The organism is Nocardiopsis sp. NPDC006832, assembly GCF_040635885.1.
Lineage (GTDB): Bacteria > Actinomycetota > Actinomycetes > Streptosporangiales > Streptosporangiaceae > Nocardiopsis.
On record NZ_JBEYLC010000057.1, the window covers coordinates 1 to 23,043 of the forward strand.

The 23,043-nt window shown below is 68.6% G+C and carries 24 protein-coding genes, 1 pseudogene and 1 riboswitch; of the genes and pseudogenes, 13 read left to right on the forward strand and 12 right to left on the reverse strand.

Annotated features, from left to right (window positions below; translation table 11 throughout):
- The 4 genes and pseudogenes from ABZ717_RS22635 to ABZ717_RS22650 all read left to right on the forward strand — a co-directional run.
- A pseudogene (locus tag ABZ717_RS22635) lies at positions 1-229 on the forward strand (hypothetical protein); the annotation flags it as partial.
- Between the two features lie 117 nt (positions 230-346).
- Positions 347-841: a hypothetical protein gene (locus tag ABZ717_RS22640; protein ID WP_358513710.1), complete on the forward strand. Its 495-nt coding sequence runs from the start codon at positions 347-349 to the stop codon at positions 839-841.
- A 198-nt stretch (positions 842-1,039) separates the two neighbouring features.
- Positions 1,040-1,348: a hypothetical protein gene (locus tag ABZ717_RS22645; protein ID WP_358513712.1), complete on the forward strand. Its 309-nt coding sequence runs from the start codon at positions 1,040-1,042 to the stop codon at positions 1,346-1,348.
- 72 nt (positions 1,349-1,420) lie between these two features.
- Positions 1,421-3,067, forward strand: coding sequence for a DNA repair helicase XPB (locus tag ABZ717_RS22650; RefSeq protein ID WP_358513714.1), 1,647 nt, complete (start codon positions 1,421-1,423; stop codon positions 3,065-3,067).
- A 31-nt stretch (positions 3,068-3,098) separates the two neighbouring features.
- Here the strand turns inward: ABZ717_RS22650 and ABZ717_RS22655 are convergent, their stop codons facing one another.
- Positions 3,099-3,335, reverse strand: a complete 237-nt coding sequence (locus ABZ717_RS22655; RefSeq protein WP_358513716.1) for a hypothetical protein — start codon at positions 3,333-3,335, stop codon at positions 3,099-3,101.
- Between the two features lie 217 nt (positions 3,336-3,552).
- Here ABZ717_RS22655 and ABZ717_RS22660 point away from each other — a divergent pair, with 217 nt between their 5' ends.
- On the forward strand, positions 3,553-4,527 hold the full coding sequence (locus tag ABZ717_RS22660) for a R2-like ligand-binding oxidase (RefSeq protein ID WP_358513718.1): 975 nt from the start codon (positions 3,553-3,555) through the stop codon (positions 4,525-4,527).
- 49 nt (positions 4,528-4,576) lie between these two features.
- Here ABZ717_RS22660 and ABZ717_RS22665 read toward each other — a convergent pair whose 3' ends face one another.
- Both ABZ717_RS22665 and ABZ717_RS22670 read right to left on the reverse strand, forming a co-directional pair.
- On the reverse strand, positions 4,577-5,164 hold the full coding sequence (locus ABZ717_RS22665) for a phospholipid scramblase-related protein (protein WP_358513720.1): 588 nt from the start codon (positions 5,162-5,164) through the stop codon (positions 4,577-4,579).
- Between the two features lie 11 nt (positions 5,165-5,175).
- Positions 5,176-6,273 carry a zeta toxin family protein gene (locus ABZ717_RS22670; RefSeq protein ID WP_358513722.1) on the reverse strand — a complete coding sequence of 366 codons (1,098 nt, stop codon included), beginning with the start codon at positions 6,271-6,273 and terminating at the stop codon, positions 5,176-5,178.
- 134 nt (positions 6,274-6,407) lie between these two features.
- Between ABZ717_RS22670 and ABZ717_RS22675 the strand changes: the two genes are divergently transcribed.
- Positions 6,408-6,836 (forward strand): NUDIX domain-containing protein, encoded by a 429-nt coding sequence (locus ABZ717_RS22675; protein WP_358513724.1) that lies wholly within the window; start codon positions 6,408-6,410, stop codon positions 6,834-6,836.
- On the opposite strand, the gene ABZ717_RS22680 is transcribed toward ABZ717_RS22675, so the two are convergent.
- Positions 6,829-7,704, reverse strand: a complete 876-nt coding sequence (locus tag ABZ717_RS22680) for a CPBP family intramembrane glutamic endopeptidase (protein WP_358513726.1) — start codon at positions 7,702-7,704, stop codon at positions 6,829-6,831. The two genes, ABZ717_RS22675 and ABZ717_RS22680, sit on opposite strands and share 8 nt — an antisense overlap.
- Before the next feature lie 128 nt (positions 7,705-7,832).
- Here ABZ717_RS22680 and ABZ717_RS22685 point away from each other — a divergent pair, with 128 nt between their 5' ends.
- From ABZ717_RS22685 to ABZ717_RS22700, 4 genes are all read left to right on the forward strand, one after another.
- Positions 7,833-8,099: a type II toxin-antitoxin system Phd/YefM family antitoxin gene (locus ABZ717_RS22685; RefSeq protein ID WP_358513728.1), complete on the forward strand. Its 267-nt coding sequence runs from the start codon at positions 7,833-7,835 to the stop codon at positions 8,097-8,099.
- Positions 8,096-8,353, forward strand: a complete 258-nt coding sequence (locus tag ABZ717_RS22690) for a type II toxin-antitoxin system RelE/ParE family toxin (RefSeq protein ID WP_358513730.1) — start codon at positions 8,096-8,098, stop codon at positions 8,351-8,353. The genes ABZ717_RS22685 and ABZ717_RS22690 overlap by 4 nt, the downstream gene beginning before the upstream one ends.
- 75 nt (positions 8,354-8,428) lie before the next feature.
- Positions 8,429-10,165, forward strand: a complete 1,737-nt coding sequence (locus ABZ717_RS22695; RefSeq protein WP_358513732.1) for an ABC transporter ATP-binding protein — start codon at positions 8,429-8,431, stop codon at positions 10,163-10,165.
- Between the two features lie 35 nt (positions 10,166-10,200).
- Complete coding sequence (locus ABZ717_RS22700) at positions 10,201-11,985, forward strand: ABC transporter ATP-binding protein (protein ID WP_358513775.1); 1,785 nt, start codon at positions 10,201-10,203, stop codon at positions 11,983-11,985.
- A gap of 10 nt (positions 11,986-11,995) precedes the next feature.
- On the opposite strand, the gene ABZ717_RS22705 is transcribed toward ABZ717_RS22700, so the two are convergent.
- Positions 11,996-12,598, reverse strand: coding sequence for a Uma2 family endonuclease (locus tag ABZ717_RS22705; protein WP_358513734.1), 603 nt, complete (start codon positions 12,596-12,598; stop codon positions 11,996-11,998).
- Positions 12,599-12,736: 138 nt separating this feature from the next.
- Here ABZ717_RS22705 and ABZ717_RS22710 point away from each other — a divergent pair, with 138 nt between their 5' ends.
- Together ABZ717_RS22710 and ABZ717_RS22715 are read left to right on the forward strand one after the other, a co-directional pair.
- Positions 12,737-13,489 (forward strand): methyltransferase domain-containing protein, encoded by a 753-nt coding sequence (locus ABZ717_RS22710; protein ID WP_358513736.1) that lies wholly within the window; start codon positions 12,737-12,739, stop codon positions 13,487-13,489.
- Between the two features lie 101 nt (positions 13,490-13,590).
- Entirely contained in the window at positions 13,591-14,058 is a 468-nt protein-coding gene (locus tag ABZ717_RS22715) for an NUDIX domain-containing protein (protein WP_358513738.1), read from the forward strand.
- A gap of 94 nt (positions 14,059-14,152) precedes the next feature.
- Here ABZ717_RS22715 and groL read toward each other — a convergent pair whose 3' ends face one another.
- The 6 genes from groL to thrC all read right to left on the reverse strand — a co-directional run bounded on the left by groL (position 14,153) and on the right by thrC (position 20,338).
- Positions 14,153-15,784, reverse strand: coding sequence for a chaperonin GroEL (groL, locus tag ABZ717_RS22720; RefSeq protein WP_358513740.1), 1,632 nt, complete (start codon positions 15,782-15,784; stop codon positions 14,153-14,155).
- A 369-nt stretch (positions 15,785-16,153) separates the two neighbouring features.
- Positions 16,154-16,951 (reverse strand): ABC transporter permease, encoded by a 798-nt coding sequence (locus ABZ717_RS22725; RefSeq protein ID WP_358513742.1) that lies wholly within the window; start codon positions 16,949-16,951, stop codon positions 16,154-16,156.
- Positions 16,948-17,919, reverse strand: a complete 972-nt coding sequence (locus ABZ717_RS22730; protein WP_358513743.1) for an ATP-binding cassette domain-containing protein — start codon at positions 17,917-17,919, stop codon at positions 16,948-16,950. The genes ABZ717_RS22725 and ABZ717_RS22730 overlap by 4 nt, the downstream gene beginning before the upstream one ends.
- A 117-nt stretch (positions 17,920-18,036) precedes the next feature.
- A complete protein-coding gene (locus ABZ717_RS22735; protein ID WP_358513745.1) occupies positions 18,037-18,642 on the reverse strand; it encodes a PadR family transcriptional regulator in 606 nt (201 codons plus the stop codon).
- 105 nt (positions 18,643-18,747) lie between these two features.
- On the reverse strand, positions 18,748-19,026 hold the full coding sequence (locus ABZ717_RS22740; protein WP_358513747.1) for a ubiquitin-like small modifier protein 1: 279 nt from the start codon (positions 19,024-19,026) through the stop codon (positions 18,748-18,750).
- Positions 19,027-19,078: 52 nt separating this feature from the next.
- A complete protein-coding gene (thrC, locus tag ABZ717_RS22745; RefSeq protein ID WP_358513749.1) occupies positions 19,079-20,338 on the reverse strand; it encodes a threonine synthase in 1,260 nt (419 codons plus the stop codon).
- Between the two features lie 13 nt (positions 20,339-20,351).
- Positions 20,352-20,490: riboswitch (SAM riboswitch) on the reverse strand.
- Positions 20,491-20,810: 320 nt separating this feature from the next.
- Here thrC and ABZ717_RS22750 point away from each other — a divergent pair.
- Complete coding sequence (locus ABZ717_RS22750; protein ID WP_358513751.1) at positions 20,811-22,247, forward strand: trehalose-6-phosphate synthase; 1,437 nt, start codon at positions 20,811-20,813, stop codon at positions 22,245-22,247.
- Positions 22,248-22,259: 12 nt separating this feature from the next.
- Here the strand turns inward: ABZ717_RS22750 and ABZ717_RS22755 are convergent, their stop codons facing one another.
- Positions 22,260-22,856, reverse strand: coding sequence for a GrpB family protein (locus tag ABZ717_RS22755; RefSeq protein ID WP_358513753.1), 597 nt, complete (start codon positions 22,854-22,856; stop codon positions 22,260-22,262).
- Positions 22,857-23,043: the final 187 nt, after the last annotated feature.

The following is a 23,043-nucleotide window of genomic DNA, read 5'->3' on the forward strand; positions in this document are numbered from 1 at the left end:
GTGCTGCGCCAACTGGATCTTCGGCATCGCGGGGATCACCTTCGCGGTCCGAGCGGCGCACGCCCGGGACCGGGGCCGTCCGGACCAGGCCGAGGTCCTGACCCGCTACTCCTGGTACTGCCTGGGCGCCGCGGCGGTGATGTTCTTCGTGATGGCGGTGTTGACGTTCGTCATGTTCACGCAGGCGGGCGACTGGATCCAGGGCATCGTCGATGTGACGCAGTACTGACCGCCGGTTGGCGGAACCGAGAGCCTGCGTTCCGCGTCCGAACCGATGAGGGCGGGTATGCGAGCAAGGGACCGGACCCGACATTTCCGCCTTTGGACCAGGGAGGCACGGTAGGCCTTGCGCAGCGACCGGAGCGATCCTCGCGCCTTCTGGGAACGAGGACAGGGCACCACGTCCCACGTGGCGGCCACACGCCGACGCCCCATGCGTCCCGTGGGCGCCGCGCCCACGGGGACCTCACCCTCACCGACGACGCCTCCCGCCACCGGCTCGCCGAACGTCTCGGAGCCACTATCGGCCCCGGCGGCCCCGGGCCCTTCCGGCCCCCCTGCCAGGGTCGGCGGAGCCGTCGCCGCGCTGGTCGTCGCCGGGCTCACACTGATCGTCCCGGCGCTCGGTCTCTCACTCGGGTTGTGGTTCTTCGTGCTCGTCGCCAACGTCCCGGGCATCGTGCTCGGGATCATGGCCCTGCGCAAGATCCCCGACGCGGTCCAGGTGGAGAGGTACATCCGCTACACCTGGGCCTGTAACTTCGCTTACGTGGCGCTGTCCGTGGTCTTCGTGGTCCCCGTGATCGTCTTCGCGGCCCTGGCCATGCTTCTCGGATTCTGACCGCCCCTTCCCCCGGCTCCCGGCATGGAGCCCGAACCCCTAAGGCACGGCATGTACGACGACAGGAACCAGGGCCCGCCGGAAGGCGACAACACGGGTGGTTACTCCGCTTCCGATCCGTACGGCGGTCCAGGGTACGGACCGGGTTACGGGCCGCCCCCGCCCGGCCCGTACCAGGCCCCTTACCAGGACCCCTACATGGCGCAGCAGCCCGCCTATCCGCCCCCGCCGCCGCAGGCGTACCCGGCCTACCCGATGTACCCGGTGCCGTTGGCGAAGGGCGGCGCGATCGGCGCGCTGGTCACGTCGATCCTCCTGGTGATCTCCTGCTACGGGATCTTCGCCGCGATCGGACTCATCTTCTCGATCATGGCGGTCAGTGAGACGGTCGACCAGGAGAGGGTCTCCCGTTTCACCCGCTACGCCTGGATCGCCAACGGCGTGGTCATAGGTCTCCTGGTGCTGTTCTTCGGGTTCATCATCACCGTGATCGCCATCGATGCCTGACGGGCATGTTCGGGCGGTCTCCGGTGTTGCACCGTAGGCCACCCCTCTCACCGCGCTTCGGAAGGTCCCTGCGTGTCCTGTTTGATCGTCCAGTCCGACAAGACCCTCCTCCTCGAAATCGACCACGAACAGGCCGGCGAGTGCCGCCGGACCATCGCCCCGTTCGCGGAGCTGGAGCGTGCGCCCGAGCACGTGCACACCTACCGGATCACCCCGCTGGCCCTGTGGAACGCGCGGGCCGCCGGGCACGACGCCGAGCAGGTCGTGGACGCCCTCATCCGATTCTCCAAGTTCCCGGTGCCGCATTCGCTGCTCGTGGACATCGCCGAGACGATGGGGCGGTACGGGCGTCTGAAGCTGGTCGGAGACCCTCGGAACGGTCTGGTCCTGGAGTCCTCCGATCGCGCGGTCCTGGAGGAGGTCGTCCGGGCCAAGAAGCTCAAGGGGATGCTGGGCGAACGACTGAGCGAGGACTCCGTCTCGGTGCACCCGAGCGAGCGCGGCAACCTCAAGCAGGCGCTGCTGAAGATCGGTTGGCCCGCCGAGGACCTGGCCGGATACGTCGACGGTGAGAAGCACCCGATCGACCTGGCCGACGGCGACTGGGACCTGCGCGGCTACCAGCGGGAGGCCGCCGAGAGCTTCCACGCCGGCGGATCCGGTGTGGTGGTGCTGCCATGCGGAGCGGGCAAGACGATCGTGGGCGCGGCGGCCATGGCGATGACCGGCAAGACCACGCTCATCCTGGTGACGAACACGGTCTCGGTGCACCAGTGGAAGGCGGAGCTGCTGCGCCGCACCTCCCTCACCGAGGACGAGATCGGCGAGTACTCGGGCACCAAGAAGGAGATCCGCCCGGTCACCATCGCCACCTACCAGGTGATGGCCTCGCGCAAGAAGGGCGTGTACACGCACCTGGAGCTGTTCGACGCTCGCGACTGGGGCCTGGTCGTCTACGACGAGGTGCACCTGTTGCCCGCGCCGATCTTCCGGATGACCGCCGACCTGCAGGCCCGGCGGCGCCTCGGACTGACCGCGACCCTGGTCCGTGAGGACGGCCGCGAGGGTGACGTGTTCTCCCTGATCGGCCCCAAGCGCTACGACGCCCCATGGAAGGACATGGAGAACCAGGGGTGGATCGCCCCGGCGGACTGCGTGGAGGTCCGGGTGGACCTGACCGAGTCCGAGCGGCTGGCGTACGCGACCGCCGAACCGGAGGACCGGTACCGGTTCTGCGCCTCCACGGAGTCCAAGACGTCGGTCGTGCGCGAGATCGTGGATCGCCACCCCGAGGACCAGGTGTTGGTGATCGGCTCCTACATCGACCAGTTGGACGAACTCGGGGAGCGGTTGGGCGCCCCGGTGATCAAGGGCGAGACCCGCAACAAGGAACGCGAGCGGCTGTACGACGCGTTCCGCTCCGGTGAGCTGCGCACCCTGGTGGTGTCCAAGGTCGCGAACTTCTCGATCGACCTGCCCGAGGCGGGTGTGGCGGTACAGGTGTCGGGTTCCTTCGGTTCCCGGCAGGAGGAGGCCCAGCGGCTGGGCCGGGTCCTGCGCCCCAAGACGGACGGCCGGACCGCCCGCTTCTACGCGGTGGTCGCCCGCGACACCCTGGATCAGGACTACGCCGCCCACCGGCAGCGGTTCCTGGCCGAGCAAGGGTACGCCTACCGGATCGCCGACGCCGGTGACCTGCTCGCCGGCGAGGAGATCTGATCACGCCACCGGCGAGGCGGAAGGCGCAGGACTACAGGGAGGGCAGGCCGCCCATCACGTAGGTTCCCGCGGCGATCCCCCAGGCCACGAGGGAGTAGCTGAGGGTTCGGGTGCGCAGCAGTCGGTCCCCGCGCACGGAGGGCGCCGTGAAGGCGGCCACCAGCAGGGCCAGGCCGAGCAGCGCGGGGATCACCGAGGCCAGCGCGAAGAGCTGGGACTGGGCGGCGCACGCGGAGTAGCCGGCACTGCCGGGATCACCACAGAACACGTCGTCCCCCGATCGGATCGTTCAAGCGAGCGTATTCCTTCGACCGTACCGTTTCGGCGATGTCGGATCGCCGCCGACTCCGACCGGATCCCGCCCCCATCAGGCGATGCGCGTGGAACCCGGGTCTCCGGTGACCTGGACCACCCCCAGGGGTTTACACGGAAGGTTCTCGTGTCCAATCATGAGTGCGACCCCACCCCCCACGGAGGTATGCGACATGGCCACGACGATCCCCGACAGACCCCGGCGCGACGGCTTCCACTCACTGCGCGGCGGCGGCCTGAACTGGGACTCGCTTCCCCTCAAGCTGTTCGTCAAGGGCAACGCGAAGTTCTGGAACCCGACCGACATCGACCTGGAACAGGACGCCGAGGACTGGAAGAGGCTCGACGACGAGGCCAGGACCCGGATCCTACGGCTGTGCTCGCTCTTCGTCGCCGGAGAGGAGGCCGTCACCGAGGACATCCAGCCGTTCCTGCGCGCCATGGCCGCGGAGGGCCGTCTGGGCGACGAGATGTACCTGACCCAGTTCGCGTTCGAGGAGGCCAAGCACGTCCAGGCCTTCCGCCTGTGGTTGGACGCGCTCGGGGTCCACGACGACCTGCACGGGTTCGTCGACAAGAACCCCGGCTACCGGGCGCTGTTCTACGAGGAACTCCCCCGGTCCCTGGAGGCGCTCCTGGACGACCCGAGCCCGCGCAACCAGGTGCGCGCCTCGGTCACCTACAACCACATCATCGAGGGTTCCCTCGCGCTGACCGGCTACTACGCCTGGAACCACGTGTGCACCGTGCGCGGGATCTTCCCGGGGATGCGGCGGATCATCCGCCGGATCGGCGACGACGAGCGCCGCCACATGGCTTGGGGAACCTTCACCTGTCGGCGCCACGTGGCCGCCGACGACCGCAATTGGGACGTGGTGAGCGAACGCCTCGAAGAACTGTTGCCCCACGTGCTGGGCACCGTCGAACGGGGCGACACCCCCTCCGACGATCCTGAGACGCAGCGGTACGAGCTGCCTCCCGGCAAACTGCTCGACTACGCCGCCGACCGGGCGACCCGACGATTGGGCGCCATCGAGTCCGCCCGGGGGATCCCGGTGGCCCGAATCGACCTGGACGCCTCCCCCGAAGCCCTGGAGGAACGCTTCGGCGAGGAGGACCGCGCCGCCATGGCCGCCCTGGAGGGGTGAACGGCCTGGGCCGCGCGGGGCGGGTGGGCCCGAGGCCGGGCCCGCCGGGTCACTTGCCCTCCTTCAGGACCAGGTCGATGACGATGGCGGCGGCCACCACCAGCGTGCCCAGGGGCTGGGGCAGCGACGGGTAGCGCTGGTGCAGCGCGTAGCTGTCGGCCGAGGTGAACATCTCCCCCAGGTCGGGCATACGACGGTCCACACGGGCGATCTCGTGGTCGGCGTGGTCCTTGAGCCGGAAGTCCATACCGATGAAGTCGCCCTCGATACCGCCGACCACCCGCTTCCAGGGGTCCATCAGGGTGAACTTGGAGCCGAAGAACTTCAGGTCCTGTTCGATGGTCCCCACCGGCCGGCCGTCCGGCAGGTTCACGCTGGTGGAGGCGGTCATCCAGGACCAGTGCTTCTGGATGACGAGCCCGGTCCGTCCGTACATGTCGTTGACGTGCACGCGCCGTTCGAACCCACCGGTGTCGCGGGACAGGGCCCGGAGCACCTGCATGCCGCCGTCGGCTCCCTGTTCGCGCACCTGCGCGATGGGGCGGCCGTAGGCGTCGTACACCTCGTAGTCGGAGACGTCGACCATGAAGCGCTTGGGCTGGCGTACCACCAGGGGGTTCGCGTTGAAGATGTCCATGGGCAGGGATCCTAGACGTCGTCCTCGACGCGCCAGAGTTCGCGTCGGCCCCTTTCGGCCTCCAACGCGATCCGGCCGAACGGCTCTCGGTACCACTCTCCGCCGTCCTGGTGGTCGGCGTAGAGCACCTCGCCCTCGCGGGACATCACGTACATCGAGTCGACCAGACGGTGGGTCTCCAGGAACTCGATGCTGTTGGGAACACCAAGGTAGAAGCGGTCATGGTGGATCTTCGGCAACCATCGGCCGAAACCCTGGTCGCGGGTGGCACGGGCGTGCCGGTCCACGATCGCGAAACCGCTGTTGGAGGAATGGGTGGCCACGAACGCCACCTCGACCCGGTAACCGGCCTCCTTGAAGCCCGAGACCCAGGAGGCGGCCCAGTCGGCGCGACCCAAGGGGTGGCTGCACACGACGTCGTAGCGTCCGCGTCGAACGTGTTCCATGGCCCGCCGGTGCAGGGCACCGACCTGCTTGGACACGGAGTTGGAGGCGAACTTGTCGTCGGCGCTCATGGCCCATTCGTAGTCGGGCGACAGGCGCAGCAGGTCGTCCCCGTCGTAGCCGACCGTGCCCTCCGGCAGGACCGGCAGGAGCAGGCGTTGGAGGGTGGACTTGCCCGAGCCCGGCTGGCCGCCGAACAGCAGCAGTCGCGGGTGCTCGCGCGGGGTCCCGGTAAGCCGATCCCGCAGGGCCAGGTCGAACAGGGAATCCAGCGTTTCCTCGGACAGCTCACGCAGGTCGTCCGGGGTGGAACCGGCGGGCGCTCGCACCGGTGCGCCGCGCAGCTCGGCGATGGCACCGGGCAGGACGGCACAGGCCCGGTCGACCTCCTCCGACGTCAGGAACGGCAGGCGTGCTTCCTCCGCCAGGAGAAGGGCGGCGCGTTCGACCAGTCCCGGGTCGTCCTCCCCCCGGGCCAGGCAGGCGCCGATGGCCGCGCTGTAGAGGTTGTAGGCGCGTTCGACGGCCTGACGTCGCTCGGCGGACTGGGGTGGGACGCCGCCGCTGGAGCTCTCCGAGAGCAGTGGAGCGACCCGCGTCAGGGGAGTCCCACCGACGGGGTCGGGGCCGAGGCCGGGTTCGGTTCCAGTGCTGGAGGGGGTCATGTACGTCCGATCTCTGCCGTGGCACGCCTCCGTGGGACGCGCGAGTGGGCTACCGCCGGCACCCCGGATTTTAGTGCTTCGCGTCACCTCGGGTCGGCGAACGGCCCGGTTCCCGTCCGGCCTAAAGTGGCCACATGTCTTCGACCTCCTTCACCGCCGAAGCGCCCGTCGTCATCGAGGCGCTCTCTTGGGTCCACGTACGTGACGGACGCCTGTTGTGCGTTCGCCCGGAGGACCGGGACCGGCTGTACCTGCCCGGCGGCAAGCGCGATCCGGGTGAGACGGATGAGCAGGCCGTGGCGCGCGAGGCGTTGGAGGAGGTCGGCGCGGTGTTGCGCCCCGGCACGTTCCAACGCGTGGCGGTGATCGACCAGGAGGCGCACGGTCAGGCACCGGGGACCCGCGTGGAACTGGTGTGCTACACCGCCGAGCACGACGGGGAGCTCGTCGCCGACAACGAGATCACCGAGCTGGAGTGGATCGGCCACGCCGAACGTGAGCGGTGCGCCCCCGCCGTCCGCGACCTGGTGGGACTGCTCCACGCCCGCGGCCTGGTCACCTGACCGTTTCCGCCACGGGGTCGGGGGCCCTCCCCGACCAGGAACCGGTGTCGCGCAGCAGCAGCATCGCGACGGTCACCCCGAGCACGAACGGGAGCAGGAAGACGGTCCCCATGACCGTGTCCAGGCCCCGCACCTCGAACAGTTCCCAGCTCAACAGGGCCTGGGCCGCGATCTGGAAGGCCAGGTGGAATCCCACACAGGCCCAGACGTTCGCGGCGACCACCCGGATGCAGCCGAGCACCAGGCCCATGCCCAGGAACAGCGGCAGACGTTCGGCCAACACCTCCCAGCCACCGCCGAGCACCCACAGACCCGTGCCGAACAGGGTGAACAGCGCCGCCTGGGCCACCACCGCGAGCCAGGCGGGCATCGCGGTCTCCAGGTTGCGGAACAGGTATCCCCGGAAGATCAGTTCCTCCGGCAGGGCCTCGTAGAGCAGCACCAGGACCGTCAGTACGGCCAGGGAGAACACGATCTCGCCGGCGGGGGCGCTGGGGCTGATCGAAGCACCCAGGGCGAGGGCGACCCCCAGCCCCACCGACGCGGGCAGCAGCCAGGAGAGCGCGCCCACGAGCAACGGCCGCCAGGCCTCACGGACCCCGGTCAGACCCAGACCGCTCCACGGGCGTCGGTCCAGGAAACGGCGGGCCGCCCAGACCATGGGCAGCGCCAGGACGGTGACGAACAAGGCGTTCATCCAGTGGGCGAGGTTGCCGCCACCGCCGGGTCGCAAGGGCAGTAGCTCGTTGAGCGCCGAGAGCGAGTACCAGATCAGCACGGACCCCGCCATGACGGCGAGGATCCGCAGGGGGAGGTTCGGGCGAGGGATGTCGTCGACACGGACTTCCTGGGGGCTGGTTTCGTCCATGTCCGCATCCTTCCCCTCCCACCGCGGCCGGCGACATCCGGAATCACCCGGAAACCTCCCTGACCCCGCCGGCGTGACGCATTCCCTGGTCCACACGTACCGAAGGGACCAGGTGTACCATTGGTTCCATGAGCGAAATGCAGGTGGAGACCATCCGTCAAGTACGCGATCACATCGCCGACGTCGTTGACCGAGCGGATCGCGAAGACTCGCCGACAGTGATCACCAGACGCGGAAGAGAGGTGGCAGCGGTTGTACCCATCGACCTCCTGCGTCGATACCAGCAATTCGAAGAGCAGGAAATCATGCGCATGGTCCGGGAACGTATGAGCAATCCTGCGCAGGGGATCCCGATGGAAGAAGTCATGGCGGAGATCTTGGACGGTCCCGAGTGAACTATCGGACGATCTTTCGCCCGGAAGCCCGTTCAGAACTTCGCAAACTTCCGCGCAATATAGCCATGGCGGTATTCCGTAAGCTCACTGAACTAGAGCACGACCCCCTGGGTTACGGAACCACGGCATTGGTCGGAAACCCGGAGGTGCGGCGTCTCAGGGTGGGCGACTATCGAGTCGTCTACACGGTGGAAGACGAAGAACTCGTCGTCTGGGTGGTGCACGTCGGGCACCGGTCCACGGTGTACGACTGATCTAGCGCGGGCCACTCATCCTGGACGCGAAAAATCGGTGGCCGCCTTCGGTTCCCCTGGTTAGAGTCCTTGAACGTGCGCCACTTGCCTCAGCCCCCGGGCACCCCCGACCACCGCTCGGCCGACCACTACCTGCTCTGGCTGGCCCGGCGGGAGTGGGGTTCCCTGCTGTGGTCCTCGTCGATCGCCTCGGTCTACGTCCTGGGCACGATCCTGGTTTCCTACCTGCTCGGTGCCGCCCTGGACTCGGACCTGGCCGCCGGTGACCTCGGTTCCCTGCTGTACTGGTTCACCCTCATCGCGCTGTGCTCCCTGGTGACAGCCGCCTTGGTCGCCCCCCTGTTCGAACGGGCCGCCTGCTTCAACTGGTACGCCTCCGCCTACCGCACGGTGCAGTCGGTCACCCGCCACTCCTCCCGACTCGGCCCGACCCTCACCCGCCGTCTTCCCACCGGCGAGGTCGTGGCGGTCGGCACCGACGACATCGATCACATCGGCGGCTTCTTCGAACGCTCCAACCTGATGGTCTCCTCCGTGGTCTCGGTGCTGATGGTCGGTTTCCTGATGTTGACCTCGCACGTCACCTTCGGGCTGATCTCGCTGATCGCGGTACCGGTGATCGTCGTCGGCATGAGCCCGCTGCTACGGCCGCTCAACCGTCGTACGCGCACCCACCGGGATCGGCAGGCCGACCTGACCACCAGGGCCACCGACCTGGTCGCCGGACTACGGGTCCTGCGCGGAGTGGGCGGCGAACGTTCGGTGGGCGAACGCTACCGGGCCGAGTCCCAGCGGGTGCGCGCCGCCGGGGTCCGTGTCGGATGGATGGACGCGGCCCTGGAGGCCGTCCGCACCCTCTATCCGGGGCTGCTGTTGGTGGGGATCGTCTGGTACGGCGCGCGACTGGCGTTGGTCGGCGAGATCACCGTGGGACAACTCGTCGCCTTCTACGGATACACCGGTGCCCTGGCCACGGCCGTGCGCTTCTTCATGCGCTTCTTCTCCGACCTGGTGACCGCCCGGGTGGCGGCCTCGCGGGTGGTCCGGGTCCTGAGCCTGGACCACGACCTGCCCGATCCCCGGACCCCCGCGCCGTTCCCCGACGGCCCCTGCGACCTGTACGACCCCGACAGTGGGGTACGGCTCGTCCACGGACGTGTCACCGGGGTCGTCTGCGCCGACCACTCCGACACGGCCACCCTCGTCGAACGGTTGGGGCGCTACCGCGACGACGGCGAGGGAGCCGTCTTGGTCGGCGATCGTTCCGTCCGGCTGCGCGACCTCCCACTGCGGGAGGTACGCCATCGCGTCCTGGTCGCCGGCAACGACGCCCACCTGTTCTCCGGCCGGTTGCGCGACGAACTCGACCCCCGAGGTGCCCGCACCGACGAGGAACTGACCGCGATGATCCGGGCCGCCGCGGCCGAGGACGTGCTCGCCCAGTCCCCGAGGGGCTTCGACGCGAAGCTCACCGAACGCGGCCGTGAGTACTCCGGCGGCCAACAGCAACGGCTTCGGCTCACCCGCGCCCTGCTCATGGACCCCGAGGTGTTGTTGCTGGTCGAACCCACCTCCGCGGTCGACGCCCATTCCCAGGCGGCCATCGCCGAACGTCTCGTCGAGGCCCGCCTCGGTCGCACCACCGGGGTGGTCACCACCAACCCGCTGCTGCTCGACCGCACCGACCACGTCCAGTTCGTCGAGGCCGGCCGCGTGGTGGCCGAGGGGTCCCACCGGGACCTTCTCCACCTGGACGCCTACGCCGCGACCGTCCTGCGCGCGACGGGGGAGACGACGGAGGAGAAGGTATGACCCGCATCGACGAACCCCCGTCCTCACCCGGGCCGATGTTCGATGGGCCGCCCACCGCGCCGATCGAACCGACGGCGCTGCCCGTCGCACCCGTTTCGGCGGTATGGGTGCGGTTGCGCCGAGCCGGCCGCGAACACGGCCCGCTGCTGTTCCTCGTGGTGGTTCTGTACGCCCTGGCCACCGCTTCGGCGCTGGTCGCCCCCTGGATGCTCGGGATGATCGTGGACGCCGTTCGCGAGGGCGCCGCACCGGCGCACGTGGACGTCATGGCCCTGCTGATCGTGGTCTCCCTCCTGGTCAACGCCGCTCTGCTGCTCGGAGCGGTGTCACAGTCGATCCGTTTCGGTGAGGGGCTGCTGGCCGAACTGCGCGAGGAGTTCGTGCACGCGGTCTTGAGGCTGCCGCTCGGCACCGTGGAACGCGCCGGCACCGGTGACCTGGTCTCCCGTACGGGGCGCGACATCAACTCGCTCAGCACCATGGTGCGCCGATCGGTACCGGTGATCGCCACCGGTCTGACGACGGTGCTGGTCATCCTGGCGGCCCAGGCCGTGTTGCACCCGGCCCTCCTCCTCGCGTGGGTTCCGTCCGCCCTGCTCATCTGGGTGTCCTCCCGTTGGTACGCCCGCCGGGCGGCGGACGGCTACCTCGCCGAGATGGGTACGTACTCGCGGCTGACCCAGGGTGTGTCCGACACGGTGGAGGGCGCGCACACCCTGGAGGCGCTGGGCCGCCAGGAGTGGCAGGACCTGCGCACCGACGCCGACGTTCGACGCGCCTACGCCGCCGAGAGGTACACGCTGTGGCTGCGCTGCGTGTGGTACCCGCCGCTGGAGTTCTCCTATCTGTTCGCCGCGGCCACGACGTTCCTGGTCTCGGGGTTGCTGTTCACCCAGGGCGAACTGTCCCTGGGGCAGATCGCCACGGCCGTCTTCCTGACCGTGCAGATGTCCAGGCCCCTGGAACACATGATCGACCAGGTCGACAACGTGATGGTGGGCTTCACCGCGCTACGTCGGCTGTTGGGCGTACGGTTCGCCACCGAGGAGACCTGTCCCGGGGCGGGGACCGAGCCCCGCGATCCCGGAACCGTGTCGATCCGCGACGTCCGGTTCGGCTACGCCTCCGGTACCGACGTGCTGCACGGCGTGGACCTGGACCTGCGTCCGGGCGAGAGGTTGGCCATGGTGGGGCCCAGTGGCGCGGGCAAGTCCACCCTCGGCAAGCTGCTGGCCGGGACGTATCTCCCGGGGTCGGGCAGTGTGCGCGTCGGCGGGGTGGACCTGGCGTCCCTGACCCCCGAGGAACGTCGCGAGCGGGTGATCCTGCTCAGCCAGGAGAGCCACGTGTTCCGCGGCACCATCGCCGACAACCTCGCGTTGGCCCTCGACGAGAAGGACAGCGACCGCGCCCGTCTGTGGCACGCCCTGGAGGCGGTCGACGCCGACGCCTGGGTGCGTTCCCTACCGGAGGGCCTGGACACGAGGGTGGGTTCGGGGCAGGACGCCCTCGACCCGGCCCACGTGCAACAACTCGCCCTGGCCCGGGTCATGCTCGCCGATCCTCAGGTCCTGGTGCTGGATGAGGCCACGTCCCTGATCGACCCCCGCTCCGCCCGCGACCTGGAGCGTTCCCTGGCCGTTGTGCTGTCCGGCCGCACCGTGGTCGCGATCGCCCACCGCCTGTACACCGCCCACGACGCCGATCGCGTCGCGGTGGTCGAACACGGAACGGTCGCCGAACTCGGATCCCACGAGGAGTTGCTGGATCGAGGAGGTTCGTACGCCCGGCTGTGGCACGCCTGGCACGGCGACGCCTAGGTTCGCGAACTCACGAAGGCCACTGGTCCGGGCGAGGGAACCGGGAGGTGTCGATCTCCAGGTCGAAGGGCTCCGGAAGCCGGATCTTCTCGCCGAAGTCCACGGTGGTGGCGTGGTTGTAGCGACCGTTTCCAGGCTGTTCGTACAACGTGACAGAAGGTCCGGTCTCGTCCCAGGCGTCGACCAGCAGGTAGAGCGGAACAGGGGCGTGCGCGTAGCCCCACAGCTTCTTCTTACGGTCGATGTCCATACTGCTCTTGGAGACGATCTCGACCACCAGTTCGGCCCCGTCGGCCGGGTTGGGGGTCTGTCCGGGATCGAGAACGACCGATTCCGGCATAACCACCAGATCAGGCACGTAGAGCCGCTCAATGGCGGGGATCTGGATTCCCAGCGTCTGATACACGTCCCAGTCATCCGGAAGAACCCCGTTCAGCGCACGGTTCACCCGCCCCGCGATGAAGTTGTGGGGGTCGGATGGGGGCGCCACGAGCAAGATTCCGTTGTCGTCAACGATCTCGGCCCGCCAGCCGTCGGGCACGTCCAGTTCCTTCCAGGTGCTCAGGGCGTGGTCCCATCGCGACATCCCCGTCGCCGGAACGGTCTCCGTCATCGCCGGACTCATCTCGATCGCACCTCCGGACAGGAAGCTAGCGCCTTGCGCGCCTGTCCACCCGACACTTCGCACGATAACCCCGACGGGCGCGGAAAAACATTGGACGAGCCCGTCCGGGCGAAGGACACTGCTCGGATGACCTCCCCGGCGTTCCCTCCCATGCACCGCGACCTCGACTTCAACGGTCCCCTCTCCGACGAGCGGGCCACGCGTCTGATCCACTCGCTCGGCCCCTTGGAGGGGCGCCACGTCGTGGACCTGGGCTGTGGCTGGGCCGAACTCCTCCTTCGCACCCTGGCCACCGAGCCGGAGGCCACCGGCTTCGGTATCGACCTCGGGGAGGAGAACATCCGGCATGGTCGGGCCGGCGCCGAGGCCAGGGGGCTGGCCGGCCGGGTGGAACTGGAGGTCGGGGACGTCGGTGCGTGGAAGGGCGAAGCCTCCGACGTGGTGTTCAACGTGGGCGCCACCCATGTGTGGGGTGGTGACCCCGTCACGCACACCGGGAACGCGCTCTCCGCCCTGGCCGACCTGACCCGCCCGGGCGGCCGGGTGCTGTTCGGTGAGTGCTACTGGAAGCGTCCGCCCACCGAGGAGGAGATCACCGCGATGGAGGTGGTCCCCCGTGACCAGTACCGGTCATTGCCCGACCTGGTCGACTTCGCGCTCTCCCATGGTTTCCGGCTGTACTCCCTGTCGGAGGCCACGGTGGACGAGTGGGACCACTTCGAGAACGGCAACGCGTGGGGCATGGAGGACTGGATCCGGGACAACCCCCACTCCCCCGACTTCGACGAGGTCGTCCGGCGCACCGACGCCCACCGGCGACTCCGTCTGCATGGTCGGGCTGTGCTCGGCTTCGCCTACCTGACCCTCCTGCGGGTCTGAGAAGGGTTGTCCACGGGTTCTCCGGGCGCCGGTTGCGCGCGCGTCCCGGCGCACGCATGATCGTTTCCGGGGGCCGGCCGGTTCCCCGGGGGAGGAGGCTTATGGACACGCGGGCACTCGCCGACGACGCCCGACGGTCGGGGATCGAGGGGTTCTCGGCGGGCGCGATCGTCCACCGGGACTTCGGGCGGGAGATCCTCCTGCTGCGCCGTCGCGACGACGAGACCTCCTTCCCAGGGGCGGAGAGTCTGCCCTCGGGTGGAGTGGAACCGGGCGAGACCCTCCTCGGCGGGTTGGCCCGGGAACTGCACGAGGAGATCGGTACGCCCGTGGGCGCCCCACTCCTGTTGGAGCCCTTCGTGAGCTGGTTCGACTACGACTCACGGCACGGCGAGCGCAAACGCCAGTTCACGTTCGCGCGACCACATGACGGCACACCCGTGCGGTTGTCGCAGGAGCACACGGACTTTCGGTGGTTCCCGGCCGAGAAGCACTCCGACAGCGATCTCACCCCGCAGGTGAAGGCCGCGGTCCGGGAGTGGCTCGACCACCGCGACACTCTCACCTGAGGCCCCGGAAACAGCGAAACCGGGCGGCCCCGTGAAGGGCCGCCCGGTCGTCGCGGGCGAGGTCGCGTATCCGGACCTCGGACTCCTGAACCTCTTAGAAGTCCATGCCGCCCATGCCACCGGTCGGGTCGCCGGCGGGAGCCGCGGCCTTCTCCGGCTTCTCGGCGATGACGGCCTCGGTCGTCAGGAACAGACCGGCGATCGAGGACGCGTTCTGCAGAGCGGAACGGGTGACCTTGGTCGGGTCGATGACGCCGTCCTTGAACAGGTCGGTGTACTCACCGGAAGCGGCGTTCAGACCGAAGCCGGGCTCCAGGTTCCTGACCTTCTCGGCCACGACGCCGCCCTCAAGGCCGGCGTTGATCGCGATCTGCTTGAGCGGCTCGGCGATGGCGCGGCGGACGATGTCGGCGCCGATGGCCTCGTCACCCTCCAGCTCCAGCTTCTCGAAGGCGGGGACACTGGCCTGCAGCAGCGCGACGCCACCACCGGGCAGGATGCCCTCTTCGACGGCCGCCTTGGCGTTGCGGACGGCGTCCTCGATGCGGTGCTTGCGCTCCTTGAGCTCCACCTCGGTGGCGGCACCGGCCTTGATGACGGCCACGCCGCCGGCCAGACGGGCGAGACGCTCCTGGAGCTTCTCGCGGTCGTAGTCGGAGTCGGTGCGCTCGATCTCGTTGCGGATCTCGTTCACGCGACCGGCGATGGCGGTGGCGTCACCGGCACCGTCGACGATGGTGGTCTCGTCCTTGGTGACGACGACCTTGCGGGCGCGACCCAGCATGTCGAGCTCGGTGCTCTCCAGCTTGAGGCCGACCTCCTCGGTGACGACCTGGCCGCCGGTCAGGACGGCGATGTCGCCGAGCTGAGCCTTGCGACGGTCACCGAAGCCCGGAGCCTTGACGGCGACGGACTTGAAGGTGCCGCGGATCTTGTTGACCACCAGGGTCTGCAGGGCGCCGTCGGCGACGTCCTCGGCGATGACCATCAGCGGACGACCGGCCTGCAGGACCTTCTCGACAACGGGCAGGAACTCGTTGTTGTTGGAGATCTTGGAGTTGACGATGAGGATGTAGGGGTCCTCAAGGACCGTCTCCATGCGCTCAAGGTCGGTGGCGAAGTAGGGCGAGATGTAGCCCTTGTCGAAGCGCATGCCCTCGGCGAGCTCCAGCTCGAGCCCGAAGGTCTGCCCCTCCTCGACGGTGATGACGCCTTCCTTGCCGACCTTGTCCATGGCCTCGGCGATGCTCTCGCCGATCTGGTCGTCGCCGGCGGAGATCGAGGCGGTGGAGGCGATCTGCTCCTTGGTCTCGATGTCCTTGGAGAGGTTGCCGAGCTCCTCGTTGATGCGAGCCACGGCGACCTCGATGCCGCGCTTGAGGCCGACCGGGTTGGCGCCGGCGGCGACGTTGCGCAGACCCTCGCGTACGAGGGCCTGGGCCAGGACGGTGGCGGTGGTCGTACCGTCACCGGCGACGTCGTCCGTCTTCTTGGCGACCTCCTTGACCAGCTCGGCCCCGATCTTCTCCCAGGGGTCCTCGAGCTCGATCTCCTTGGCGATGGAGACACCGTCGTTGGTGATCGTGGGGGCGCCCCACTTCTTCTCCAGGACGACGTTGCGGCCCTTCGGGCCGAGGGTGACCTTCACGGCGTCCGCGAGCTGGTTCATGCCACGCTCGAGGCCGCGACGGGCCTCCTCGTCGAACGCGATCAGTTTGGCTGCCATTGAGTTCTTGTCCTCCCGTGACCGGGCTGATACGCGATGGGACGAGGCGTGCGCCCGCGACGGACGACCGTGGTCGATCCGGCAACCCTGCTGCCGGAGGCCCACGATCTCGCAGCCTCGATCCGATTAGCACTCGGCCATGCTGAGTGCTAACCACTCATCTTTTTAGCACTCGGCCTTGGAGAGTGCAAACGATGTGGTCACGATTTCCATGACCTCGAAAACACCCATCACCTGCGATGACGTGCCCGAACCGGGGCATTTGAGCGTTGGGCGAACAGATGGTGACACCTGGACCCGGTGGCGACTCCGTCGCTCCCTCATCCGGGAAGGTCCGGGTGAGCACCCACCGTCACCGATCGGTTCGGCTCAGGTGTTCATCCGTCGCATCGCACGCGATCCCACGGCCAGGGCCAGGACGGTCATCGCGAGCGCCATGGCCCAACCGACCAGGACCGTGGTGTCCCAGGGACCACCGCCGAACAGCACCCGGGCGGCGTCCACCACGTGCGCGATCGGGTTGAGCCTGGACAGCGTGTACAGCCACCCGGGCGCCAGTTCCATCGGCAACAGCACCCCGGACAGCAGGAGCAGCGGCATCATCACGGTCTGGATGATCGGCGCGAACACGTAGGTCTGCTTGGCCGCCAGCGCCGCCAGGGAGGACAGCGTGGACAGCCCGATGCCGAGGACCGCCAACAGGGCGACACCGGACAGGGCCCCGACCGGTGTGGTGCGGAAGCCCAACGGCACCACCACCACGAGGATCAGCAGGATCTGTGCCACCACGACCACCATCTCCCGCAGGACCCGGCCGAGCAGCAGGGGCACCCGGCCCGCCGGCGTGGCCAGGAGGCGTTCATGCGCCCCCGACGCCATCTCCGGAAGCAGCCCGAACCCGGAGAACCCGGCCGAGAACAGCGCCATCATCACCAGCAGCCCGGGGACGAACCACTGCCAGGGATTCTCGCCCTCGACCCCGGCCAGCCCGCCCAACAGGGGTGCGAACAGCACCAGGTAGAGCAGGGGTTGCAGCATCCCGAAGGCGATCAGGTGGGGCCGGTACAGCATCGGGCGGATCTGGCGGGCGAACACGATCCCGGTGTCGCGCACGAATCCGGGCACGGCGGGTCGCCGGATCGCCGATCCGGTGGTGGCCCGGCTCATCGCCCCTCCTCGCGCAGACTGCGGCCGGTCAGCGTCAGGAAGACGTCGTCCAGGGTGGGCCGCTGCACTTGGACGCTGCTCGGCTGGACACCGGACTCGTCGAGTGCGCGCAGCAACCCGGGCAGGAAGGCGTCCCCGCGTTCGACCCGTAGGGCCACCTCCGCGCCGCTCGCTTCCACCTCGGTGACCTCGGGCACCGCTCCGTCGCTCAGGGTCGCGGCCACTTCCGCGGCCTTCTCCGCCAGGTGCGTCTCGTCGAGGGTGAACCGGATCAGGTCCCCGGAGACGCGCCCCTTGAGTTCGTCGGGGGTGCCGTCGGCGATCAGGCGACCGTGGTCGATGACCAGCACCCGTTCCGCCGCGTTGTCGGCCTCCTCCAGGTAGTGGGTGGTGAGCACGACGGTGGTGCCGTACTCCGACCGAAGCCGGGCCACGTGTTCCCACAGGTCGGCGCGGCTCTGCGGGTCCAGCCCGGTGGAGGGCTCGTCGAGGAAGAGCAGGCCGGGTCGGTGGATGAGTCCCATGGCGATGTCGAGCCTGCGTCGTTGACCGCCGGAGAGGGTGGTCGTCTCACGGTCGGCGACCGCGGTGAGGTCGAGCATCTCCAGGAGTTCGTCGGTGCGGGACCGGGCGGTGCGTCGGTCCAGGCCGTAGAGCCGCCCTTGGTAGTGGAGTTCGTCGCGGGCGCGCTGGTCATCGGCCCCGCTGTGTCCCTGCCCGACGAAGCCGATCCGGCGTCGCACCTCGGCGGGCTCGGCGCGCACGTCGTGTCCGGCGACCACGGCGGTACCCGAGGTGGGTTCGAGCAGTGTGGTGAGCATGCGCAGGGTGGTGCTCTTGCCGGCTCCGTTGGGTCCCAGGAGCGCCACGAGTTCTCCTTCGACCACTTCCATGTCGACTCCGCGTACGGCTTCGACGGTGTCCTTGCCGACCCGGAAGTCCCGGGTCAGCTCGTGTGTTCGGATCACGCGATCCTCCTATTAAAATTTGAATACACGGATCAGGATGCACTACCGAAGCCAGATACTCAAGTTTTAATACTCAGGCCCGAGTGGCCCGAGGCGAAGCCGCATGGGGGCCGGCGGTCAGGAGGGCCGAGCGGGCCCGGTGGCCGGATTGCCGAAGGCGTCGGGCGATTCGTCGGCCATCACGTACTCCCCCGCCTCCAGTTCCCCGAGGAGCCGTCGGGTCCACTCGGCCCCCGCCTCGACGGTGATGTGCCACAGTCGGAAGAGTTCACGCACGTGGGCGGGCTTGCCCCATTCCGCCGCCGAGGAGTCGATCGCCGCCGCCGTCTCGGCGTTGCTCTTCTCCAACGCGACCAACCGCTCTCGCAGGGCCTCGATCACCTCCGCCCGAGGCAGGCAGGGCATCAGGGTGACCCCGGCGTACAACAGGGCGTGGTCGTCGCCGGCGTGGCGCAGTGCCCCCCGCAACAGCCGGCGGAACTCCACCTCGCCCTCCTCGGTGAGCTCGTAGGAGGTGCGGTCGGTGATCTCATCGCCCGGGGACACGAACTCACGGAGTTTTCCCTGCTCGGACAGCTTGCGCAGGGCGTGGTAGATCGACCCCCACTTCACGTTGGCCCATTCCTTGGCTCCCCAGTCCATGAGGTCACGGCCCACGCGGTAGCCGTGCGTCCCCCCGTGGACGCGCACCACACCGAGCACCAACAACCGTGTCGCCGACATCGCCACCCTCGTCCCGGAAGAAACCTCCTCCCAGGTTATGAGGCCCGCGGAGAAGAAGTGAGGGGGCGGACGCGTCGAGCGCCCGCCCCCTCATCGTTCCTACGGTCAGCAGCCCCCGGCGACCGCGGGGATGATCGACACCTGCTGACCGGCCCTGACCTCGGTCTGCAGGCCCTTCTCGAAACGCACGTCCTCGTCACCGACGTAGACGTTCACGAAACGGCGCACCTTGCCGTTGTCGTCGAGGATGCGGGCCCGGATACCCGGGTGGTTGGCCTCCAGGTCGTCGAGGATCTCGGCGAGGGTGGCGCCCTCGGCGGTGACCTCGGAGGCGTCGTCGGTGTAGGTGCGCAGGATGGTGGGGACGCGGACGCTGGCGCTCATGTGCGGATCTCCTGGTGAGTGCGGTGGTGGGTGGTGGCGCGTGGCCGGACGATCAGACCAGGCCCTGGGCCTTGAACGCGTCGAGGGAGGGCTTGATGGTGGCCGTGACGCCGGAGTCGACGGCGTTGAGGGTCTTGAGCCCGTCACCGGTGTTGACGATGACGGTCTCGGCCTCGGGGTCGATCCGGCCCTCGCGGACCAGCTTGCGCAGGACGCCGGTGGTCACACCGCCCGCTGTCTCGGCGAAGATGCCCTCGGTACGGGCCAGCAGCTTGATGGCGTCGACGATCTCGTCGTCGCCCACGTGCTCCACCGAACCACCGGTGCGCTCGGCGATGTCCAGGACGTATGGCCCGTCCGCCGGGTTGCCGATGGCCAGGGACTTGGCGATCGTGTCCGGCTTGACCGGCTGGATGACGTCGTGGCCGTTCTCCCACGCCTTGGCGACCGGGGAGCAGCCCGTGGCCTGCGCCCCGAACACCTTGTAGGGGCGGTCCTCGACCAGGCCGACCTTGATGAGCTCCTGGAAGCCCTTGTCGATCTTGGTGAGCTGGGAGCCGGAGGCGATCGGGACGACGATCTGCTCGGGCAGTCGCCAGCCGAGCTGCTCGGCGATCTCGTAGGCCAGCGTCTTGGAACCCTCGGCGTAGTAGGGCCGCAGGTTGACGTTGGTGAAGCCCCAGCTCTCACCGGCCTCGTCGCCGATGAGTTCGGAGCAGAAGCGGTTGACGTCGTCGTAGTTGCCGTCGATGGCCACGACCTTGCCGCCGTAGACGGCCGCCATGACGACCTTGCCCTCCTCCAGCCCGGCGGGGATGAACACGCACGACTCGAAGCCGGCCCGCGCGGCCGCGGCACCGACCGCGCCGGCGAGGTTCCCGGTGGAGGAACAGGACAGGGTGGTGAATCCGAATGTGCGGGCGGCCTCGACGGCGATCGCGACCACGCGGTCCTTGAAGGAGTGCGTGGGGTTGGCGGAGTCGTCCTTGACGTGCAGGGACTTCAGCCCGAGTTCGGCGGCGAGGCGGTCGGCCCCGACCAGGGGCGTGAAGCCGGGGTTCATGTTGGGCAGCTCGGCCACGTTCGTGGGGACCGGCAGGAGGGAGCGGTAGCGCCAGATGTTCTTGGGGCCGCTCTCGATCTCCTCGCGGGTGACGGTCCCGAAGTCGTAGGCGATCTCCAGGGGGCCGAAACAGAACTGACAGGCGAAGCTCGGCGAAAGTTCATAACGCTCGCCGCACTCTCGACAGGAAAGGGCGGTTCCGGGGCCGAAGGCGCGGACAGCGGTGGGTTCAGCGGCGGCGATCGCCATGGCGAGGTGTCTCCCCTCATCTTCCCTGGTGGCCACCTTGGCCCCAGGCCGGAGTTGGCACCTGCCTCGACCGGTACGCGATGGTGCGTCCACATGTCGAGATGGTTGCCGGGGCTTCGTAGGGCCGGTCCCTCCACCCCTCTGGATGAGCAATATGAAGTTGTGGCTTCTCCGCTCGGAGAACGCACCGTCACTGTAACCGACGCCCTGACCGGTTTTCCATGCCGGGTGATCCGGATTACACCAAGCGTCTCGCTATTCGACACAGGATGAGACGACCCCGATCGGCGCCGCGTCGCGCGCGTGTCGTGCCCGTGGAGCGTGATGATCCTCCCCGTTGACCAGGGGTGGGTTTGGGGCCCGGGCGCTCCGGCGAGACCTAGGGTGCGCCTCCGGATCGCCGGGGGTGCATCCACGACTTCCCCACCTTCCCACCGCGACACTCGTTCGCGCACTTGAGAGGACCTCACACGTGGACAAGGCACAGATCCTCATCGCCTCCAACAGAGGACCGGTCTCCTTCTCCACGACGGCCGACGGCTCCCTGGAGCACCGCAGGGGCGGCGGTGGACTGGTGTCGGGGATGAGTTCGGTGGCGACCGAGATCGACGCCCTGTGGGTGTGCGCGGGCCTGTCCGACGCCGACCGGCGCGCCGCGGCCGAGGCCCCGGAGGCCCGACTGGACCGGACGCACGACCTCGACGGCATGCGCGTCCACATGCTGGACATTCCGGAGGAGACTCTGGCCGGCGCCTACACCGAAGTGGCCAACTCGATCCTGTGGTTCGTGCAGCACATGTTGTACGACACCCCGAACAAGCCCTCCTTCGGTTCGGACTTCCGCAGGCGTTGGGAGGACTACTCCGCCTACAACAACGCCTTCGCCGAGGCCCTGGTGAGCGGGGCCTCGGACAACGCCCGCGTGGCCGTGCAGGACTACCACCTGGCCCTGGTGCCGCGCATTCTGCGCACCCGCCGCCCCGACCTGCGGATCGCGCACTTCTCGCACACCCCCTGGGCTCCCCCGGAGTACTTCCGGATGCTGCCGACCCATGTGGCCCGGGAACTGCTGGAGGGCATGCTCGGCGCCGACCGGCTCGGTTTCCACAGCCCTCGATGGGCCGAGGCCTTCCTGCGTTGCTGCGCCGAGATCCTGCGCGCCGACGTCGACCTCGGGCAGCGCACGGTGGAGTACGGCGGCCGCGTGGTCGAGGTGGGTGTGCACGCCTTGGGCGCGGACGCCGACGGGCTGCGGGAGAGCGCCTCGGAACCGGCCGTGGCCGAGCGCCGGCGGACACTGATCGACCTGGTCGGCGACACCAGGCTGATCGTGCGGGTGGACCGCACCGAGTTGTCCAAGAACATCGTGCGCGGCCTGGAGGCCTATCGGGAGCTCTTGAGGGCGCACCCGGAGTGGCGTGGGCGGGTCACGCACCTGGCGTTCGCCTACCCGAGCCGGGGCGACGTGCCCGAGTACCGGACCTACACCGACTCGGTGCTGCGGACGGCCAAGGAGATCAACGAGGAGTTCGCCACCCCCGAGTGGACGCCGGTGGTGCTGGAGGTCAACGACGACTACCCGCGGTCGCTGGCCTCGTTCCAGATCGCGGACGTGCTGCTGGTCAACCCGATCCGGGACGGGATGAACCTGGTCGCCAAGGAGGGCCCGGTGTTGTCCGAGCGCGACTCCGTCCTGGTGCTGTCCCGGGAGGCGGGCGCGGCCGACGAGTTGGGCGAGGACGCGCTGCTGGTCAACCCCTATGACACGGTGGAGACGGCGGAGGCGCTGCACGCGGCGTTGACGATGCCGGAGGCGGAGCGGAGCAAGCGTCGGGAGCGGCTGGCGGAGGCGGCGGTGGCGCTGCCGCCTCGTCGCTGGTTCCAGGACCAGATCCGTTCCCTGGGCTGAGCGGGGCCGAGGTCAGTTCGGACTCCGGGACGCCTTCCAGGACTCGGCCTCGGCCATGAGTTCGGTGATGATCTCCCCCTTGGCCCCGGTGTAGTCCTGGAGGTGCTCCCATTCCCGCTCGCCCAACTCGCGTTTGACGGCGGCGTAGCGTTCGCGCGCGCCGGCGTCGGCGATCAGGTGGTCGCGGAACAGGCTCATGCGTTCGAGCGCCGGGCACTCCCTCGTACCGACGTAGAGGTTCACGTTGACGCGTGAGCCCTTGAGGAGTCGGTGGTCGTGCTCGCCCTCGAAGCCAACGCGGACGCTGTACCCGATCTCCTCCAGTTCCGGCAGGTAGGCGGGCTCGTCCGTGGGGTCGGCCACCCCCAGACGGATGTCGATGCAGGCCTTGGCGTCCAGACCGGGAACGGCGGTGGACCCGATGTGCTCGATCACCAGGACACGCTCGCCGAGGGCCTGACGGATGCGGTCGGCCTCCCGTTGGAACAGGTAGGGCCACTTGGGGTCGTAGGGGACGACGTTGACCCGACCGTTGACCAGGTTGTGGTCGTGCGAATCGGTCCGGGTGGCGCCGCGCGAGGGCAGGGACGGGGATTCCAGGGAGGACATTTTCAAAGCCTTGCCGTCCGCGCTGTTCGAGTCAAGGGCCTTCGCGTGGCTTACATATGCACGCGCATTTGTGACGTGACCATACGTCGACCTGCGGTGACGTTCGGCGATGGCGCTTTCCTTCGCCTTTCCCCTGGTACCGGGAACCGGACTACACCACACCCGGCGAAGGTACCCGGACGGTCGC

Coding starts and splice junctions, on each gene's coding strand:
- ABZ717_RS22665 (WP_358513720.1), bottom strand. CDS start 5,164: ATGGACATCTTCAACGCGAACCCCCTGGTGGTACGCCAGCCCAAGCGC.
- ABZ717_RS22660 (WP_358513718.1), top strand. CDS start 3,553: ATGGCCACGACGATCCCCGACAGACCCCGGCGCGACGGCTTCCACTCA.
- groL (WP_358513740.1), bottom strand. CDS start 15,784: ATGGCAGCCAAACTGATCGCGTTCGACGAGGAGGCCCGTCGCGGCCTC.
- ABZ717_RS22710 (WP_358513736.1), top strand. CDS start 12,737: ATGACCTCCCCGGCGTTCCCTCCCATGCACCGCGACCTCGACTTCAAC.
- ABZ717_RS22715 (WP_358513738.1), top strand. CDS start 13,591: ATGGACACGCGGGCACTCGCCGACGACGCCCGACGGTCGGGGATCGAG.
- ABZ717_RS22675 (WP_358513724.1), top strand. CDS start 6,408: ATGTCTTCGACCTCCTTCACCGCCGAAGCGCCCGTCGTCATCGAGGCG.
- ABZ717_RS22735 (WP_358513745.1), bottom strand. CDS start 18,642: ATGTCGGCGACACGGTTGTTGGTGCTCGGTGTGGTGCGCGTCCACGGG.
- thrC (WP_358513749.1), bottom strand. CDS start 20,338: ATGGCGATCGCCGCCGCTGAACCCACCGCTGTCCGCGCCTTCGGCCCC.
- ABZ717_RS22740 (WP_358513747.1), bottom strand. CDS start 19,026: ATGAGCGCCAGCGTCCGCGTCCCCACCATCCTGCGCACCTACACCGAC.
- ABZ717_RS22670 (WP_358513722.1), bottom strand. CDS start 6,273: ATGACCCCCTCCAGCACTGGAACCGAACCCGGCCTCGGCCCCGACCCC.
- ABZ717_RS22755 (WP_358513753.1), bottom strand. CDS start 22,856: ATGTCCTCCCTGGAATCCCCGTCCCTGCCCTCGCGCGGCGCCACCCGG.
- ABZ717_RS22680 (WP_358513726.1), bottom strand. CDS start 7,704: ATGGACGAAACCAGCCCCCAGGAAGTCCGTGTCGACGACATCCCTCGC.
- ABZ717_RS22685 (WP_358513728.1), top strand. CDS start 7,833: ATGAGCGAAATGCAGGTGGAGACCATCCGTCAAGTACGCGATCACATC.
- ABZ717_RS22645 (WP_358513712.1), top strand. CDS start 1,040: ATGGCGCAGCAGCCCGCCTATCCGCCCCCGCCGCCGCAGGCGTACCCG.
- ABZ717_RS22705 (WP_358513734.1), bottom strand. CDS start 12,598: ATGACGGAGACCGTTCCGGCGACGGGGATGTCGCGATGGGACCACGCC.
- ABZ717_RS22725 (WP_358513742.1), bottom strand. CDS start 16,951: ATGAGCCGGGCCACCACCGGATCGGCGATCCGGCGACCCGCCGTGCCC.
- ABZ717_RS22700 (WP_358513775.1), top strand. CDS start 10,201: ATGTTCGATGGGCCGCCCACCGCGCCGATCGAACCGACGGCGCTGCCC.